The 17,702-nt window shown below is 39.4% G+C and carries 8 protein-coding genes and 1 pseudogene; 5 read left to right on the top strand and 4 right to left on the bottom strand.

Annotated features, from left to right (window positions below):
* The first annotated feature begins 424 nt into the window (after positions 1-424).
* The 5 genes and pseudogenes from acs to FNZ60_RS09960 form a co-directional block, all read left to right on the top strand.
* A complete protein-coding gene (gene acs, locus FNZ60_RS01395; RefSeq protein ID WP_142415975.1) occupies positions 425-2,368 on the top strand; it encodes an acetate--CoA ligase in 1,944 nt (647 codons plus the stop codon).
* A gap of 542 nt (positions 2,369-2,910) precedes the next feature.
* The gene (gene ftsE, locus FNZ60_RS01390) at positions 2,911-3,570 is read left to right on the top strand and encodes a cell division ATP-binding protein FtsE (RefSeq protein ID WP_012232498.1); all 660 of its coding nucleotides are present in this window, start codon (positions 2,911-2,913) and stop codon (positions 3,568-3,570) included.
* On the top strand, positions 3,563-4,516 hold the full coding sequence (locus tag FNZ60_RS01385; RefSeq protein ID WP_142415974.1) for a cell division protein FtsX: 954 nt from the start codon (positions 3,563-3,565) through the stop codon (positions 4,514-4,516). Before ftsE ends, FNZ60_RS01385 begins: the two co-directional genes overlap by 8 nt.
* A 3-nt stretch (positions 4,517-4,519) precedes the next feature.
* Positions 4,520-5,182, top strand: coding sequence for a YdcF family protein (locus tag FNZ60_RS01380; protein ID WP_142415973.1), 663 nt, complete (start codon positions 4,520-4,522; stop codon positions 5,180-5,182).
* Between the two features lie 1,856 nt (positions 5,183-7,038).
* Positions 7,039-7,315, top strand: a pseudogene (locus FNZ60_RS09960) (integrase); the annotation flags it as partial.
* Positions 7,316-7,420: 105 nt separating this feature from the next.
* On the opposite strand, the gene FNZ60_RS01375 reads toward FNZ60_RS09960, so the two are convergent.
* The 4 genes from FNZ60_RS01375 to FNZ60_RS01360 all read right to left on the bottom strand — a co-directional run bounded on the left by FNZ60_RS01375 (position 7,421) and on the right by FNZ60_RS01360 (position 17,194).
* Positions 7,421-12,370, bottom strand: coding sequence for a DEAD/DEAH box helicase (locus FNZ60_RS01375; RefSeq protein WP_142415972.1), 4,950 nt, complete (start codon positions 12,368-12,370; stop codon positions 7,421-7,423).
* A gap of 759 nt (positions 12,371-13,129) precedes the next feature.
* The gene (locus tag FNZ60_RS01370; protein WP_142415971.1) at positions 13,130-14,965 is read right to left on the bottom strand and encodes an FAD/NAD(P)-binding protein; all 1,836 of its coding nucleotides are present in this window, start codon (positions 14,963-14,965) and stop codon (positions 13,130-13,132) included.
* Positions 14,937-16,100, bottom strand: a complete 1,164-nt coding sequence (locus FNZ60_RS01365; protein ID WP_246054690.1) for a YbfB/YjiJ family MFS transporter — start codon at positions 16,098-16,100, stop codon at positions 14,937-14,939. The genes FNZ60_RS01370 and FNZ60_RS01365 overlap by 29 nt, the downstream gene beginning before the upstream one ends.
* Before the next feature lie 29 nt (positions 16,101-16,129).
* The gene (locus FNZ60_RS01360; RefSeq protein ID WP_142415970.1) at positions 16,130-17,194 is read right to left on the bottom strand and encodes an NAD(P)H-dependent flavin oxidoreductase; all 1,065 of its coding nucleotides are present in this window, start codon (positions 17,192-17,194) and stop codon (positions 16,130-16,132) included.
* Positions 17,195-17,702 lie beyond the last annotated feature (508 nt).

Raw genomic sequence — 17,702 nt, 5'->3', positions numbered from 1 at the left:
CTGCCATTCCTTTTAAAATATTCTGTGGTGTGGATTGGAAATTATCTATTATAATGGCATTATCGTCAGTAATTCTGTTCATTATTTTTGATATTTTGCTTTATATTAATGGGAGCTATTCTTTTAGAAACAAAAAATATTCTCATCAAGAAAGCGCTCTCATTCCCTTTGCCTTTTTTATAGGGTATTTTTTAATTTCTTTTATGTTTTTATAAAAAGCTCTGTACTATGATAGGTTCTACCACATTTGCCTATCCTAAATAAGTAAAAACTCTCTTTAATATCATCACATCAGATTTTAAAAATTGACTATTCCAATCTTTGTCCTTTAGTCTACCCTTAAAATGAAATGAAAAGCTGATGGGGAAGTTTTGCCTAAAAAATACTATGGCGGATTTTTCCAAGCATAATAAAAGAGGGAAGCATGATTGAAAAGATTTATCCAATATCAGAAGATATTAAAAAAAATACTTTGCTTGATGAGGAAACTTATAAAAAATGGTATCAAGAAAGCATCAATGATCCAGAAAGTTTCTGGGCAAAACATGGTCAACGCATTGAATGGTTTAAACCTTTTACAAAAGTAAAAAACACTTCTTTTAATGGAGATGTATCGATTAAATGGTACGAGGACGGGATAACAAATGTTGCCTATAATTGTATTGATCGCCACCTGAAAACCCATGGCGACCACATTGCACTCATTTGGGAAGGGGATAACCCTTATCATGATAAAAAAATAACCTATAACGAACTTTATGAACATGTTTGTCGTTTTGCTAATCTTTTGAAAAGCCACGGCATTAAGAAAGGCGATAAAGTAACTATTTATCTCCCTATGATTCCCGAAGCAGCCTATGCTATGCTCGCTTGTGCTCGCATTGGTGCTGTTCATTCGGTGATTTTTGCTGGCTTTTCTGCTGAAGCAATAGCAGGGCGCCTTGTTGACTGTGAATCAACCTTCGTTATTACCGCTGATCAAGGCTTGCGTGGTGGCAAACAGATCAACTTAAAAGACACTGTTGATCATGCCATCGAGATTGCCGCCCGTCAAAACATGCATGTCAACCAAGTCATGGTTATACGACGCACTTGTGGACCCATTCAATGGGTAGAGGGGCGTGATTTTTGGTACCATGAAGAGATAGCGCATGCTAAAATAGACTGTCCAGCAGAACCCATGAATGCTGAAGATCCGCTTTTTATTCTTTATACTTCAGGCTCAACTGGCAAACCGAAGGGTGTTTTGCATACCACCGCAGGCTATCTTGTTTTTGCATCAATGACCCATCAATATGTTTTTGATTATCATCCAGATGAAGTTTACTGGTGTACAGCTGATATTGGCTGGATTACGGGGCATTCTTATTTGGTCTATGGACCGTTATGCAACGGTGCGACCACTTTAATGTTTGAAGGCACGCCAACCTTTCCTGACAAGGGCAGATTTTGGGACATTGTCGATAAACACCAAGTCAATACGCTTTATACTGCCCCAACAGCTATCCGTACTTTAATGGGAGCAGGAAATTCATTTGTTGAACGCTCAGCAAGGACATCTTTGCGTCTTTTAGGGACCGTGGGAGAACCGATTAATCCAGAGGCATGGAAATGGTTTTATCATACCGTTGGAAATGACCGTTGTCCAATTCTCGATACATGGTGGCAAACAGAAACAGGGGGACATATGATCACCCCTTTGCCCGGTGCAATACCCCTAAAAGCGGGATCAGCCACGCGTCCTTTTTTTGGTGTTCAACCGCAAATTGTTGATGCCGATGGCAATGTTTTAGAGGGGGAAGCAGAAGGCAATCTTTGTATCAGTGATTCATGGCCTGGACAAATGCGAACGCTTTATAAGAATCATGAACGCTTTATTCAAACTTATTTTTCCGCCTATAAAGGAAAATATTTTTCAGGTGATGGCAGTAAACGCGATAGTGATGGCTATTACTGGATTACGGGACGCGTTGATGACATTCTCAATGTCTCTGGACATAGGTTAGGAACCGCTGAAATTGAATCAGCCCTTGTTTCTCATCCAGCTGTATCAGAAGCGGCTACTGTAGGTTACCCGCATCCCATTAAAGGACAAGGCATTTACAGTTTTATCACGCTTATGGAAGGAATAACCCCAAGTGAAGAATTGCAAAACAACCTTATAAAACATGTCAGAAAGGAAATAGGCTCCATTGCCATATTGGATAAAGTTCAGTTTGCTCCGCAACTCCCCAAAACGCGATCAGGAAAAATTATGAGACGTATTTTACGAAAAATTGCTGAAAACGATTTTGATAATCTTGGAGATATTTCAACCCTTGCAGAACCACAAGTTGTTGAAGAGTTGATTGCTAACCGACAAGATTAAAGAAACCAAACTTTACTATAAAACAGGGTGGTTTTTATTTCTTTTGCTAAAATTAGCTCAGCATTGTTATAAAAACCACCGATAAGAATTAAGAAAATAATTTATGAGAAGCTCAATAACGTTAACAAAAAACGGGTTTCTTCATAATAAAAAAGGAACAATTAAAAAAACTTCCAAATTGGAATAGGCCAGAATTGGAGGATAAATGCGAACAAGAAAATGAGATAAAAAGAACAACAGAACCTTTTTGAATCGTTTAATGCCTACCCAATGCAAAAAAAGCCTCTAAGCAAAAAGGCAAGATGATTTTCATGTTTATGCTAGAATCACTTTGAAATTCCTGTTAAAATCATAAATAAAGTTAAAAAGAGCAAGTATAAGTGATGATATTCTTGAACAGGAATATTTATCGACAACAAAAGCGTAGAAAAAAACATGAACTCTGAAATGAACAAATTTACAACAAAAGCTTAGCATGATGAAAGAAAGCTATAATTTTTAGAATAAATAATGCAATATAAGATCAGGAGTAATAATAAAAAGTGATTCATTTTGAAAATGTCGGTCTGCGCTATGGAATGGGCCCGGAGGTCCTTCGTGATATTAGCTTTCATATTCCTGCTGGATCATTTCAATTTCTCACTGGTGCCTCTGGAGCAGGGAAAACATCTTTAATGCGTCTGATGTTTTTGGCGCTCAAACCCACCCGCGGTCATATTGATTTATTTGGAACAGATACAGCTTTACTCAAACGACAAGAACTCCCTGCACTACGACAACGTATCGGTGTGGTTTTTCAAGATTTTCGTTTGCTCGACCATATGACCACTTATGAAAATGTTTCCTTACCTTTACGCATTAAAGGACAAGAAGAGGCAACCTATCGCAGTGAAGTAGAAGATCTTCTCTGTTGGGTCGGTCTTGGAGATCATATTCATGTTTTACCACCGGTTCTTTCTGGTGGAGAAAAACAAAGGGTCGCCATTGCACGCGCGCTTATTGATCAACCAGAAATTCTGCTTGCGGATGAACCAACAGGAAATGTTGATCCGCCCTTGGCAAAACGCCTTCTGCGTTTGTTTATTGAATTAAATCGTTTTGGAACAGCTGTTATCATTGCCACCCATGATATCGCCTTAATGGAACAAGTTGCAGCACGGCGTATGCTTCTCCATAATGGACGGATGACGATTCATGAATAAAGTTTTTTCCATTTTTACCAACAATAAAAAAAACACAACAGCGATTATTCCCAGTAACAATATTTCTGGAAAAGCATTGGTTGCCGTAATTGCTATTATGACATTTCTCTCAAGCCTCACCTTAATTGGTGTTGATTTAGTCCAGCGTTCTGCTAAAAATTGGAGCAATCAGATTAGCTATGAAGCAACAATACAAATACGCCCCGTTGACAATGTTGATATCAACAAAGCACTTCATGATGCTGTACAATTGGTTAAAACCTTTTCCGGTGTGCAAGATGCAAAAATAGTTGACCAAACAGCCACGGAAAAGTTACTGGAACCATGGCTTGGAACCGGTTTTAATTTGAACGAACTGCCTCTTCCCCGTCTTATTATTGTCACCCTAAAAGAAAATGCAGAAAGCGATTTTGCCGCCATCAATCATGCCATTAAAACTCAAATTCCAGGTGGTCAATTTGACGATCACCGTTTTTGGGTCAAACGTTTTACAACCATGGCATTTACCACAGTTTTCATTGGTTTTTCAATTTTAGCATTGGTTTTAGGCTCTCTTATCCTCACCATCATTTTTGCCACCCGCAATGCATTGGCAGAAAATGCCCATATTATCAATGTGTTATATTTCCTTGGGACTGAAACCCTTTTCATTGCGCGCCAATTTGATTGGCATTTTTTTAAAACTGCGCTGCGCGGAGCCTTATATGGGGGGCTTACAAGCATATTTTTATTTTCAGCCTTTTGCCTCTGGTCGAAGTATAATCTAGGAAGAGCAAAAGCCAGCCAAGTAACGGCTTTGTTTGGACATATTTCCATAAGTTCCATTCCTTATGGAAAAATCATCCTCCTTATTATTTTCGTTTCTTTTCTCACTACTCTTACAAACCGCATGACTATTTTAACGCAATTGAAAAAAATCGATCAATGTGAAAATGGTTTATTTTAATTTATGACTCGCAGCTCTAACTCATCAACGCAAAACTATTTAGAACACTCTGTTGCAAAACGGCTCCATTATAATTGGTCTCTCGGCTGCTTATTTCGCTATTTTCCACCCACAACCCTTACTCTTACTGTCATTTTTTTCATTTTTTGGGGTGGTTTTATTATTTTTTCTGAAAAAACCGAACAGCTTTCCCCCCCAACGCCTCTGCCCAAAGCCGATGCCATCATTGTGCTTACAGGCGGAGAAAACCGAATAGAGATAGGACTTCATCTCTTACAAAAGGGGCTTGGTTCACGACTCCTCATCAGTGGTGTTAACACCTCAACCAATCTAAAGGGTTTTATGCATAATATGCATATTAGCCCACGGCTTGTATCCTGTTGTATTGACATTGGGCATCAGGCAATTAACACCAGAGGAAACGCTGAAGAAAGTGCCGCTTGGATTAAAAAACACCATTATAAAACCCTTTATATTGTCACCCATGACTACCACATATGGCGCTCAATGCGTGAGCTTAAATATCTCATGCCTGATATCCATTTCATTGCTTACCCTGTTAAAAAAAGTAATGCGGAAAGCACAATACAACAGATCAATCAATTCCGCATTCTTATAATCCAATATATTAAAACGCTCCAAGTCTACATCAGAACAGCCTTCTGATCTTCCCCCCCCCCAGCCTTTCCTCTGACTTTTCCCTTGGCCTTTCCCCTTTATGACTTTAAACTTTTTTATCCACTCCACTGTCCGCTCAAGAGCCTTACTTTAAGCTTAACCCAGTCAACTATTCCCTCAATTTTTATATTTCTTACGTGATCATTTTCCCACAAATATACACTACCCACACTATCCGCATGATGATTGTAACGATATTCTAAACACTAAAACGCTTGCTTTATTCGATGATTTTTCTAGTGCTATGGCTTCACATCACCCACAACCCTAAATAACAATAATAAAAAACACTAAAATCATTAAGAACTGTATTAGACTATAAACTCTCAACCAACAGATATACAATCAAGCCATAAGACAATAACGTTGACATCTCCCCGGAACCTTAGACAATACATTGATTTATAATAATATAGTGTTGCTCATATTGAATTAGAAACCCGAATAGCGTAAGATTTTCTTATTTCAAACTTGTTTATCTTGAATCAATCAAAATCATTCCTTTTCACCTCATAAGTGGGGTTGGCGTATGAGTAAAAACTGTTAAAGAAAGGACTAAAATGGTTTTTCATGAATCGTCTTAAGTGCCAAGAGCTTATCGCAACATTCTAAGGCTGGCAAAGTGTGTGATGATGTCGGCTTAATCCTACACAAGCGTAAAGATGGGGATGCTCAATGAATGACTTTATCGTTATAAAAAATGAAAGTCTCTTTCTCATCTCATTTAAAGATTAGCTTCTTTTGATTAGATCCCAACTGCTGGTCAATATTCTACTCTATCAGACGCGACAAGCAACCCCTTATCTTCATGCAAAGCAAAACGCCCCAAGACACCTGTCACTGTGTTGTACCTTCACCCGCTTTAAAAAACATCTCTCACAGCACAGATCTATCAATGCCATCTCACAATATATTAAGACAACCCTTATCAATAAAGTTCTCCAGACATATTATAGAACCACCGTAGGCTTCATAAAAGGAGCAAACCACACACCTCTCCCATATCCCCAAACGTGTCCATAACAGCCCTTATCACTTGAGAGCATACAAGAACATTTTTATGCCTTTTTAATAATAACATGCTCTATTTGTGACGTATAAGAAAAGATTTTAATTGCTTCAGTATAAGAGATGAGCAACGAACACCAGAAAAATCATCAAAGCACTGCTTGGATCTGGAATAAAACTGTACAAGAAAGGCATGCCTCTTATAAAGTATCTCAAACTCCAAGGGCTCATTGCAACACCCACGAGTGAGCAAAATGTATGAGAGTGTTGGCTTGCTCTTTTCTGAAACGTAAAGAGGAGGCGCCCTATAAATTTTATACACTTCATTGGAGCTTTATCGTTATACTCTTGTACAGGCTGCCGTCGTAAAATGAGTTTTACGAGCATTGAGAGATGTTCTTTTAACACAAGCACATGAATATGCAACGCAAATATATTCCGCTTGGGGCGGGCGTTTTTTCTTCGTAACGGACGTGACCCTATTAATAGAACAAAAGGAACAAAAGCGGGTGGCAATAAAGCAAGTTCCACTTTGCTTCCTCCTTTATAGGGTTCACTCTCATATAAAGCGCGACAAGCAATCCCTTAAAGATATTCACCCCTGTCGCTAAAGCTCATATCTCAAAACTTTAACTTCCTTATTGCATAGGATGTTTTATGATCAATACCCTATTGATGAATAAAGACTAGAGCTCTTTATCTTAAATAAGAATCCTAAATACCCTATGATTCTCTCATTGCAAATATGCTCTCTGTTGAATCAACCCAAATCACTTGCTTAAACGTCATAAGCAGGGCTGGTATGTGGTTAAAAACTGTTAAAGAAAGGACTAAAAATGCCTCTTATGAATCGTCTTAAGTGCCAAGAGCTTATCGCAACATTCTAAGGCTGGCAAAGTGTGTGATGATGTCGGCTTGTTACTTCACAAACGTAAAGATGGGGGGTGATCAATGGATTTTATATTATTCCAGGGGGCTTTACCATTATACCATTCATGGTCAACGCCGTGAAATAGGTGTGACTACTTTAAGAAATGTCTCTTAAAACAAACCCGTAGATTAGCAACTGGGTGGCGCTCTGTTTTACGTGAGAGGCGTGACCCATTAAGAAAAACATGCCCCCCTTATAGACCACCGCAAACTTCAAGGGCTTATCGCTACACCCACGAGTTGGCAAAAATATATGAAAGTTCCATCTTGTTAGAACTCGACACTATTTTACCGCACAATGGATAACTTAACCTTTTCAGTTTCTCGCACTTCCAATTTTGGCAGACTGCGTACAATTTTCATGGTTTCTAAACTTACCGTAATAACCCGTTGAAACAATTCTAAAGGATAGGCTGGATTACCCACCGTCTCAACAGCATAGCGGTTGGCATCATTCACAATGCCGCTCGCTTTATCCGTTTTGACAATCTGTCGCTCCATCACCCATTCAAGAGCAGACCTGCCATTGACCACATAATCATAAGCTTCAAGAGGAATATTTTGCATGGTGATATTCGCATTGTAAACAACAGTACTTTTATCAATAGCCCCGCGCTTACCGGCAAATTTCATCGCTTGAACACGATAGAAACTCACCGCATCAGAAATCACCCAAGTTTTTGGATCGCCTTGTTTATAGGTCACCGGATAGGGCTCAACCTCTTCGTAATTCATGTGCAAATCACCAAGCTTTCGCCCCGCTTCCACAAAAGCCCAAAAGTCTTCTGCTTTTTTGACCGTTGGAATTCGCGGCAATTCTTTAGACAGATTATGCGCATAACGCGCACGATAATCTTCCGAATGCAAGACCCCATAAATATAATAAAACAAATCATCCTTTGTAATTACTTCACCAGGATATGCCGCCTTAAAATAAGCTAACCCTTCATCTGTGAGTGCATCACGCCGCTCTAAACCAGCTTTTTTGCTTTCCTCTGCAAGGTTGGCAAATAAATGAACCAAATTTCCTTCTTTATCTTCTAAAGCACCATCTTCATAAACATACCGTGGAAAACATTGACCATTCTCTATCACTTGATAATCAATCAAATTCTTAATCATAAGAACAGAAAAACTCTTTTTTCCTCCTATACCTGTAACTTGTATGACCCTATTTTCAACTGTCTTTTCTAGAGGAAAAATACACGGCATTTGATATACTCTCTCATTGAAAGTACGATTATAATAGAGCCACTGTCGTGTAAAAGGACGATACAAACTCTGAACTAAGCAATCATTTTCAAATTCGGAAACTTTTCCTCTTACTAATTCTTGTTTAACATTATGACTCCAACTGATCTTTGTAACATCCGTGTTAACAAAATCGTTTACAGCATTTGTACGTACCTTGCGATCAGCATGTCCATAAGCGCTATTAAAACGTTCCACTTCATTATTATAAAAAGCAATCATATGGCTCATATTGCTCTCTAAAGCTTCACGGCTTGCATTATATGCCCATGCATCACGACTGGTTACAATACCACAAGAAAAATTTTCAAAGAGTCTTTTATCACGACCCTTCTTGTCACCTAAAGCTAGAAATTTTTCAAAATCACTGTTGCGCTGATTGAGCCAATCACCATGTTCATCCGGTGTAATTGTCTGCCATCCATATTCATGTTTGACGCCATCAACGCTGCCTAATCGCTGAAGCTCACGGAGTTTATCTTTTGTCGTGAGATAATCGCCAATGTCATGAAAATATATTTTCCCATGTTGCTGTGCATCTGGATTTTTTACCAGAATAGAAATAGCAATGGGTGCTCGACTTCCGGCACCAAAAATTTTACCCCCTTCTTTTCGAGAAAGTTCGCCAGAGGTCCGCTGATTTCCCCGCAAATGGAAGATATAAAGACTGCTAAATTCCTCGACTAAATATTTTCGTAAACCATCCGTAGAGTGACTACTGATAAAACTCGCATTTGTCACAAAACCAATAACACCACTACTCTTTATGCGATCACTTGCCCAGCGAATAGCACGAATGTAACTATCATAAAGTGTTTGTACATAGGTTGCTTTAGATTGAACGGCATAAGTTTCTCCAATGCAACGATCCAGTTTAGGATAGCCAATATTTTTTGCATTGTCGTTTTCGCTTTTTTGTCCAGAAGAATAAGGGGGATTGCCAACAATAACACGAATATCCAGTTCTTTCTGGCGTGCCCGTCGGGTGCTGTTATCCGCCAGCAAATCGCTAATCAGATCTTTATCTTGCTCATAGAGCTGAAATGTATCGGTCAGACAAATTCCCTCGAACGGAACATAATCACCCCCCATCAGACCATGATAGGTTGTCTCAATATTAATAGCTGCAATATAGTAAGCCAGGAGAACAATTTCATTGGCATGAATTTCATGACAATATTTGTGTTTCATCTCCTCTGGTGTGATCAAGCCCGATTGCAAAAGCCGTGTAATAAAGGTGCCCGTTCCGGTAAAGGGATCCATGATATGCACCCCCGACGAACCAAGCGTTTGACCAAATTCTTTCTCTAAAACATCATTGACGGAGTGCAAAATGAAATCCACCACCTCAACGGGGGTATAAACAATGCCGAGCTTTTCTACCGTACGAGGAAAAGCATAACGGAAAAATTTATCGTAAAGCTCTACAATTAACCTCTGCTTGGCTTGTGGATCGGTAATGCCACTGGCGCGTAATTTTACACTAGCATAAAATTTCTCAAGATCTTTGGATTCCTTATTAAGATTGGCCTCATCAAGCACATCAAGCATCCGTTGCATAGCACGCGAGACAGGGTTCTCACGCGTAAACTGATAACCTTCAAACAACACCTGAAAGACAGGACGCGTGATAATATGCTGTGCCAACATCTCAATGGCATCAGCCTCTGTTATGGTATTGTTTAAATCATCACGCAGTTCCGCTAAAAACTGATCAAAAGCTTGACGCGCTCTCGTCTCTGGCTCTGCCAGAAGTCCTGTTAAGCGCGTGATATGGTTCTTGGCAATTTCCGCAATGTTGCTTGCCCAATCCTCCCAATAATCACGCGTACCGCATTTTTTGACAATCTTTGCCATGATGGCGCGCGAAAGCTCATCCACAGGGAAAGAAAGCTCCCCTTGACCATCCGTCAAAAGGAGATCAGGCGCAGAACTTCCAATTCTCGAGCTTGCAGCTTTTGAGCGAACCGGAAGATTGTCGACAACAGCTGTCACAGCCTGTAACTCACTACTTTGCGTCACCCCAATAATTTCAATCACATTGCTAATATCTTGCCCCAGCGATGCCTTATTAATCGTCGCATCAAAACGATCATCATGCGCGCGCAAAGCATTTAAAATTTGCCAAACAACCCGATATTTATCATTGTTGTTCAAAGCTTGTTCCACTGGAACCCCAGCAGGAACACCAATGGGTAAAATGACATAGCCCATCTTTTTGCCCTCAGAGCGGCGCATCACCCGCCCAACCGCTTGCACAACATCAATCTGACTCTTGCGTGGATTTAAAAACATAATGGCATCAAGCGCTGGAACATCCACCCCTTCAGACAAACACCGAGCATTGGTCAAAATACGACAAACATCATCGCCGCTCTCAGCTTTCAACCAATCAAGCAGTGCACTACGATCCTTAGCCTTAAACTTGCCATCAACATGTTCCACTTCACATTGCAAAAATGGCGCATTTTCCGCATTCCCTTGCGTATACTCAAGATATTCTTCAACCACGGCTGAAAATTCATCACGAACCAATTCAGAACTGCGAATATCTTTACAAAATGCCAAAGCACGCTGCATAGGATGTCGATCACCCCCAACATCAGCCTTCATATCTTGTTTGGTCAGCGCCTTATAACAGCCAATAATTTTCGTAGCATCATCCAGAATAAGCGCGGATTCGCTATCACTAAGACGCTTTTGAACAGCAGAACTCACCAGTTTTTCATCCATGGCTAAGACAATAACCTTATAGTCCGTTAAAAGGTTATGTTGTACAGCCCATGAAAAGCCCCGATAAAAAAGTGTTTTACCAAAAAGCTTTTCATCATCCATCGAAGCGAGAACAGCATTGGCTTCATTCGCGCGACTTTTTGCGTTATCCCCAAAAATGCGGGGTGTCGCTGTCATATAAAGACGTTTTTTAGCCCGAATAACATCATTGGAATGCACCTTCACAAAATTGGATTCATCCTCTCCCTCCAGCGTTGCTCCTGTTGTACGATGTGCCTCATCACAAATGATCAGATCAAAGGTAGGAAAACCATAGTTTTTCTGCGCATCCGCAATCACCTGAATGGATTGATAGGTTGCAAACACCACGCTCATCTCATCTGCAACACTCTTACCCGCCTGTTCTGCCAGTTTCGCTGCATCGGTTGTTGCTGGAAAAGCAAGATCACACACATCAATTTCTGCAACATCATCACTATTTTTACGACGCTTTCCTACTTGTGTATCAGAACAGACCGCAAAGGAACGCAAGCCTATTTCTGCATCCGTCGTCCATTCACGCACTGTTTGTGACATCAAGGCTAAAGAAGGCACAAGAAACAAGACAAACTTGCCTTTACCCGCTAAATCCTCAGCAATCTTAAGACTGGTAAATGTCTTACCGGTCCCACAAGCCATAATAAGTTTACCCCGATCTGCTTGCATAAGCCCCGCACGCACAAAACGCAATGCCTCTTGCTGATGGGAACGGAGTTTCTTTTTACCCTCCAGCTCAACTTGACCTTTGGCCGCAAAAATCTCCCAACGGATCGGACTTTTTTGCAAATCGGAAAGACCAATCCGATTAACAGGAATATCCTGCCCCCGTATCATTGCTTCCGCATTGTCACTCCAAGCATTCATGGTGCTATCTATGACAACACGCTGCTTAAACGGTTCCTTACCTGATGCTGAAATAAAACTATCAATATCTGCTTTTTTAATCCGATAGGATTCATCATAAAATTTACATTGGATTGCTGCAAAACCATCTTCATGACGAAGCTTTGCCACCAGATCAATACCGGTATCACGACCATCCCAATCATTTTCATGGGCCCAATCTTTAAAGGTTTGAACCTTTTCATAAAATCCTGACTGGATTGGATCATGAGTCAGATAAGCAAGAGCCAAACGCTCAAAATACGTACCCTTATCCCGTTTTGTACGCGCTTCATCACGATAAGTCTGTAAAAGCGATTGTAACGTCGTCATGTTTTCCCACCCAATTAAAAATACCTTCGATTATCGAATTTAGACCAATTCGTCAATGGCTCTTGTGTCTCCCCCAAAAGGTTTAAAATATCTTAACTTTTAGACGTTCTCTCTATTCTTGGCTGCATAATATAAGAAAACCTCTTTAGCCTATCCCCAAACCATATTGACGTATTTACTGATGTTTATCCCCTTATGGAAATAAAAGGAAAGTGTGATGATTTTAAAAATATTTTTTTGCATTTTGTAAGAAAACACAATAAAGTGCGCGATAATTTTAGGATTTAGCTTAAAAACTAAGATGGGGAAATGAACACGACACCTGTAAACACACAAGACACTAGGGAAAAAACGCCGCACACAAAACAGCGTATTTTACAATATGCGGGATTATGATTCAAAGTGTATAGCGATGACTTATCATTATAAATCAATTCGTTACCTGAATATTAACTTCACGTAGTTTCCTTGTAGTTTAACAAACGTTCAGTGCATCTCTCACATGTGGTTTTACTTCAAGAATCGCTCCCATATCCATAAGCATGAATACAGTAGCGAAACCTCTATCCTTTTTGCCTCTATTGGGATATCCTCACACACAAACAGTTACCCGTTCTTGCAACGGTTTCTTAAAATTATCGACAATTTACTTCTTTTACCTCTCATAAACATGAGAGTTATCCAAAACACGCTGCCGAATATCCTTACTACGCTTAACTGTTTACTTAGCGCTTCCAAACACTTTTTGAGGGATTAAATTTACCTAGATGTGGCATAGTTCACTTCTATTTCATTAAACATCTGCTGGATACATTTATCCGAATCCAAGAGAAAGCGAGAGTTCACACCTGGTCGTGGCAGAACAAAGGTAAAAAAACAAGGACCTTCAACCGGATTACCCAAAGACCACACATTTTTTCTCACATCTCCATTGAGATCGATAATGTTATAATTTCTATCAATATTCAAGCCACCAGTATGATAGTCTCCATTTACATATTCTGTGAGAAAACCCTTACTAAAGAGGTTTCTGATTAATGGTGAACGCTCAAGATTTATGTCAAATGGATCTATCCTTGCTTGGATAACAACATCTGCAACCTGAGTCGTTATTTCTTCTGAGAAAGTACCAACAATACGGAAAACAGAATTTTTCTCATCAATTTCTAAAATAGGTGAAGGACCAAGATCTATGCGAAGTAAACCACTATCAATTAAAGCGAGTAACTGCCTGTTCCGCACTAAAGGCGGACCGACAGCTATACGATTCATAATAGGGACAAAGTCTCTTACAAAACAAGCATGCGACTCTGGTGTCAAACCACCCCATTCAACGCAATAACGCATAGTATCACGCACATCTCTCAAAACATCGGCTGCTGCTTTGACACTGCCAGAAACATTTCCTGCGTAAGCATTTTTGAGATCATCTTCCAAAAATTCATAGATATAGCGTTTGTAATCAACAGCATTTTTGAATACAACGTCTTGTAAAGGATATAATATTTCATCAATTTTCCTAAAATCTTCGTAGTCAATGCACGTAGTCTTACCCACGGCATGATAGTATGCCCTTAACATTTCCTTTTTCAAGACTGGAAGAACATCTTCAAAAAAATCAAATTTCTTTTTTTTCTGTCGCAAAGATTTGAAGTAATCTAATGTAAAAAATTCAGCTGTATAAGCCTCAGAGGCCCCTTTCTCATTTATGGCTCTAGAAGAAAATGGAAGTCCTTGTCTTGAGAAGAGACTGATGACAGGCTCTCGCCCTGATGGTATATATTCCAAACGGCCTCTGTTCTCTTTATATCGTCCTCCTCTTCCAACTGTTAGCTCAGCTATAACATCATGCGCCGTTAGTCCCATACCCTGCACCAGCACTCGAGCATCAGGGCTAACACTTTCTATCATGGATAAAGGATAAGGAGATCTTATAAATCCTAAATTGGGATTTTTATGCTTATTTGAAGAAACAAAATCTATTTTTTGTTGCTCATTTTCTGTGAGTATATTCGTACCATGCCCAGTAGTCATAAATATAAATTCAAACGACTGCTTATAATCCCCATCTACCACAACAATAAATTCACGCTCTGATAATGGCTTAATATCAATGACATGAGATCTGATAATAGACACATCTACATTACGCGGTCTGTTTGCTGTCAATTGATCTACAACGAATTGTAAATAATTCCCTAATTCAGCACGTGATAGATAGTCATTATCGTCTATAGGTGCTCCAATATCTGTGTCTTCGGCCATATGATAGAAGTTAGAACCTATTTTACGGATACCTGCATCTTTAGCCCATTGAGCAAATGATGGTCCGTTGGTATATGGGCCAGAAACTTCACAAGTTTTATCTAAGAACATAGTCATTTGCGATGCAACTGTATTGACTAATAAATAATCTGCTTGTCTTGGCGAATGAGATCCACAACCATGTTCATTGGGATCAAATATTGTCAAGTTTATATGCACACTACTTATATAACGACGCGCATAGGCATTTATCCTTTCATAAAAACTAATTCCACGAGCCCCAAAACCGATGATAGCACAATTAATGATTTTTTTTCTGTTTGTAGCCATAGTGTCTTTCCTGTATAAACCACACGCATAGAATAAAAAGAAGAAATGATGAAATAGAGAATATGAGGATATAATTCTCTATTATATAGAAAAACCAAGTAAACATATACGCAGCTATTGCTTGTGATAAGGCGAATGCTGACACTGCTCTGCTCCAGATAATCTGCTGAATTTGTGGATCAGATGAAGACAGTTCTCCTATTAAACCAAGATATAAAGGTACAATGCCAGGGGTAGCGGCCCCCATAATAAAAGCCGATAGTAACAACGCGATCTTTGAATCAGGGAACAATAGCAATAGCAACGAAGCAAATAACTGCACAAAATTCATCAAAAAGATCATTGAGCGATACGATGTTTTCTTGGCTGCTATGCCCAATATTATGGCTCCTAAAAACGCACCAAAGGCATAAACTAGCCAAATAATAGAAGCAAAATAGGTTGATGGTATTGTGCGAAGCAAAACAAAATTCACAAGAAATAATATATATGGTATCAACGCTGCAGCGTTGATACCATATGTTAGATATATGAAATAATCTATTCGCTTAGACTTATACGACTTTTTAATGTGCTCAAAATTGGTGTTGGGGATAAACTGATAGGTTATTATAAAAAATATAAGAGTGATAAAAAAAAGTGCCCCCCAATAATAATATACTTTAATACTTGCTATCATAGGTATAAACAAAGCAGACAATAGCACGCCTAACCCCACTCCTGAGAACATTATACCACCAGAATGAGCGCGATCTTTTGGATCTATAGCCGATAACAAAGTCGGAGCAGCCACAGCTGTTAAGACCCCACCCGACAAGCCTACAATAAAACGCCATATCATGAACCATAAGCTTCCATATGGATAACAACAGCATAAAAAAGACAGCCCACTCATGAAGAATGCTAATCTCAATGCATATCTTGGAGAAGTGAGGCGTAAAATATAAGGGGATGAAAAAGCACCGATGAAGTATCCTAAAAAGTTTGCAGAACCCACCCAAAAAATATGATTTTCATCAAGCCAACCTTGGCTTATAAGATAAGGTGTTGCAGGTGTATAAGCAAAGCGTGATAAACCTATGCCAACCAAAGATGCAGCAAATCCACTCAATACGTACTTGACCGTTTTATTCATTGTTATATTAGCTTTAGATTTACTTTTTCTTAGCCCTGTATATAATGAGCATACTCGTTTTCTAACTCTGCGATAATTTGTGCTGCCGGAATAAAACGCACCAAGAAAGCGTTTTGCCCCGCCCAAAAAGGACCTATATCAAGATCTCCTCGTAAGAGCATATTTTTTTGCAGCTGCTTAAAGGCATCATAACCGTAAGGATACTCCGGAATATCCTTATCAGTAATACTCATCGCCCATTGGACAAACGACGTCATTATTGACCGCGCAGGCCTCCCAGAAATGGCTCGCGTCAAAACGGTTGGTATGGATTTATCAGACTTTAAAAGATTTTTATGACAATGGCTCGCACCGCTTTCGTTACACCCTATAAAGGCACTCCCTAATTGTACCCCCTGAGCACCCATGAGCATAACACTCGCTATATCAGCCCCAGTCATTATACCGCCCGCAGCAATTATAGGAAGTGACAAGTGCTGGGCCAAAAGCCGAGTCAAGGCGTGCGTTGATAACTTCTCGTCGAATTGTGAAAGATTAAATTGTCCTCGGTGGCCTCCTGCCTCAAAGCCTTGAGCAATTATTGCGTCCAAACCCTTGTCTGCAATTTCTTTCCCCTCCTCAAGACAAGTTGCTGTAGCCATGAGTTTGGCACCAGTCTGTCGAAAGATGTCAATGATATCATCATCAGGAATACCAAAATGAAAACTAATAATATCAGGGGATTGTGCAGCAACAGCGATAGCTAAAGCCTTATTATTTTTAATAGAGGTGTATATATTCTTAAGAGGAGTATTTAGAATCATTTCCCCACCTAAAAAATGATCGTTTAGCTTAGTTCGCCAATGAGAATCTTTTGCTGTATCCACACGCACAAAAGGATCATGACAGAAAAGATTAATATTAAACGGCCGATCAGTTAGTGCTTTCGTTTTTTGAATTAACAAAACTGCTTCATCCGGCCCCAATCCGCCAATAGCTATCGAACCAACCGCACCAGAATTAGATACGGCAGCCGCCATCTCAGGCGTCGATACACCAGCCATAGGCGCTTGTATTATTAAAGAGCGTATATTTTTAGGTAATGTAGCTAACACGGTAGCCCTCAAAATTGACTGTTTGGAAATTCATCACCTATAATTCTTTTGAGTATATAGATGGGAAGAAGTACGAATAACAACACCGCTTACTCTTGCTCCACACCGCTTAGCATCAAGTTAGCAGCAAGAAAATTAAAGCTTCGTTCATTTTCATATTCGGCGGTGATATATATAAAAAAATGTACGATTGCAACAATCCATTATCCAGATAAATTGTGATATATACAGTTTTTCTATAACCTTAAATCTACTTCATTAAGCTTGTCATGATATACCTTATTTGTTCAGCACAGTAGGTGGAAAACTATGAGCAGTTTTTTTGATGAAAGTATTATGATTTCAAGAAAAACAAAGAGAACCCAATCACTGTAAAGATCACCCCACCCTTAAGTTCTGCAAACGATATTTTGTATCTCATCTTAACCTACAAGACTTTATAATATTAAAACCAATCAACTAAAGAATGTTTAAAGCAGAAAGAAAGACTAGAGAGTTTAGACAAGAG

Source organism: Bartonella massiliensis (genome assembly GCF_902150025.1).
Taxonomy (GTDB): domain Bacteria; phylum Pseudomonadota; class Alphaproteobacteria; order Rhizobiales; family Rhizobiaceae; genus Bartonella; species Bartonella massiliensis.
Note: the sequence above shows the minus strand (reverse complement) of the source record. Positions and strands in the feature narration are given on the sequence as shown.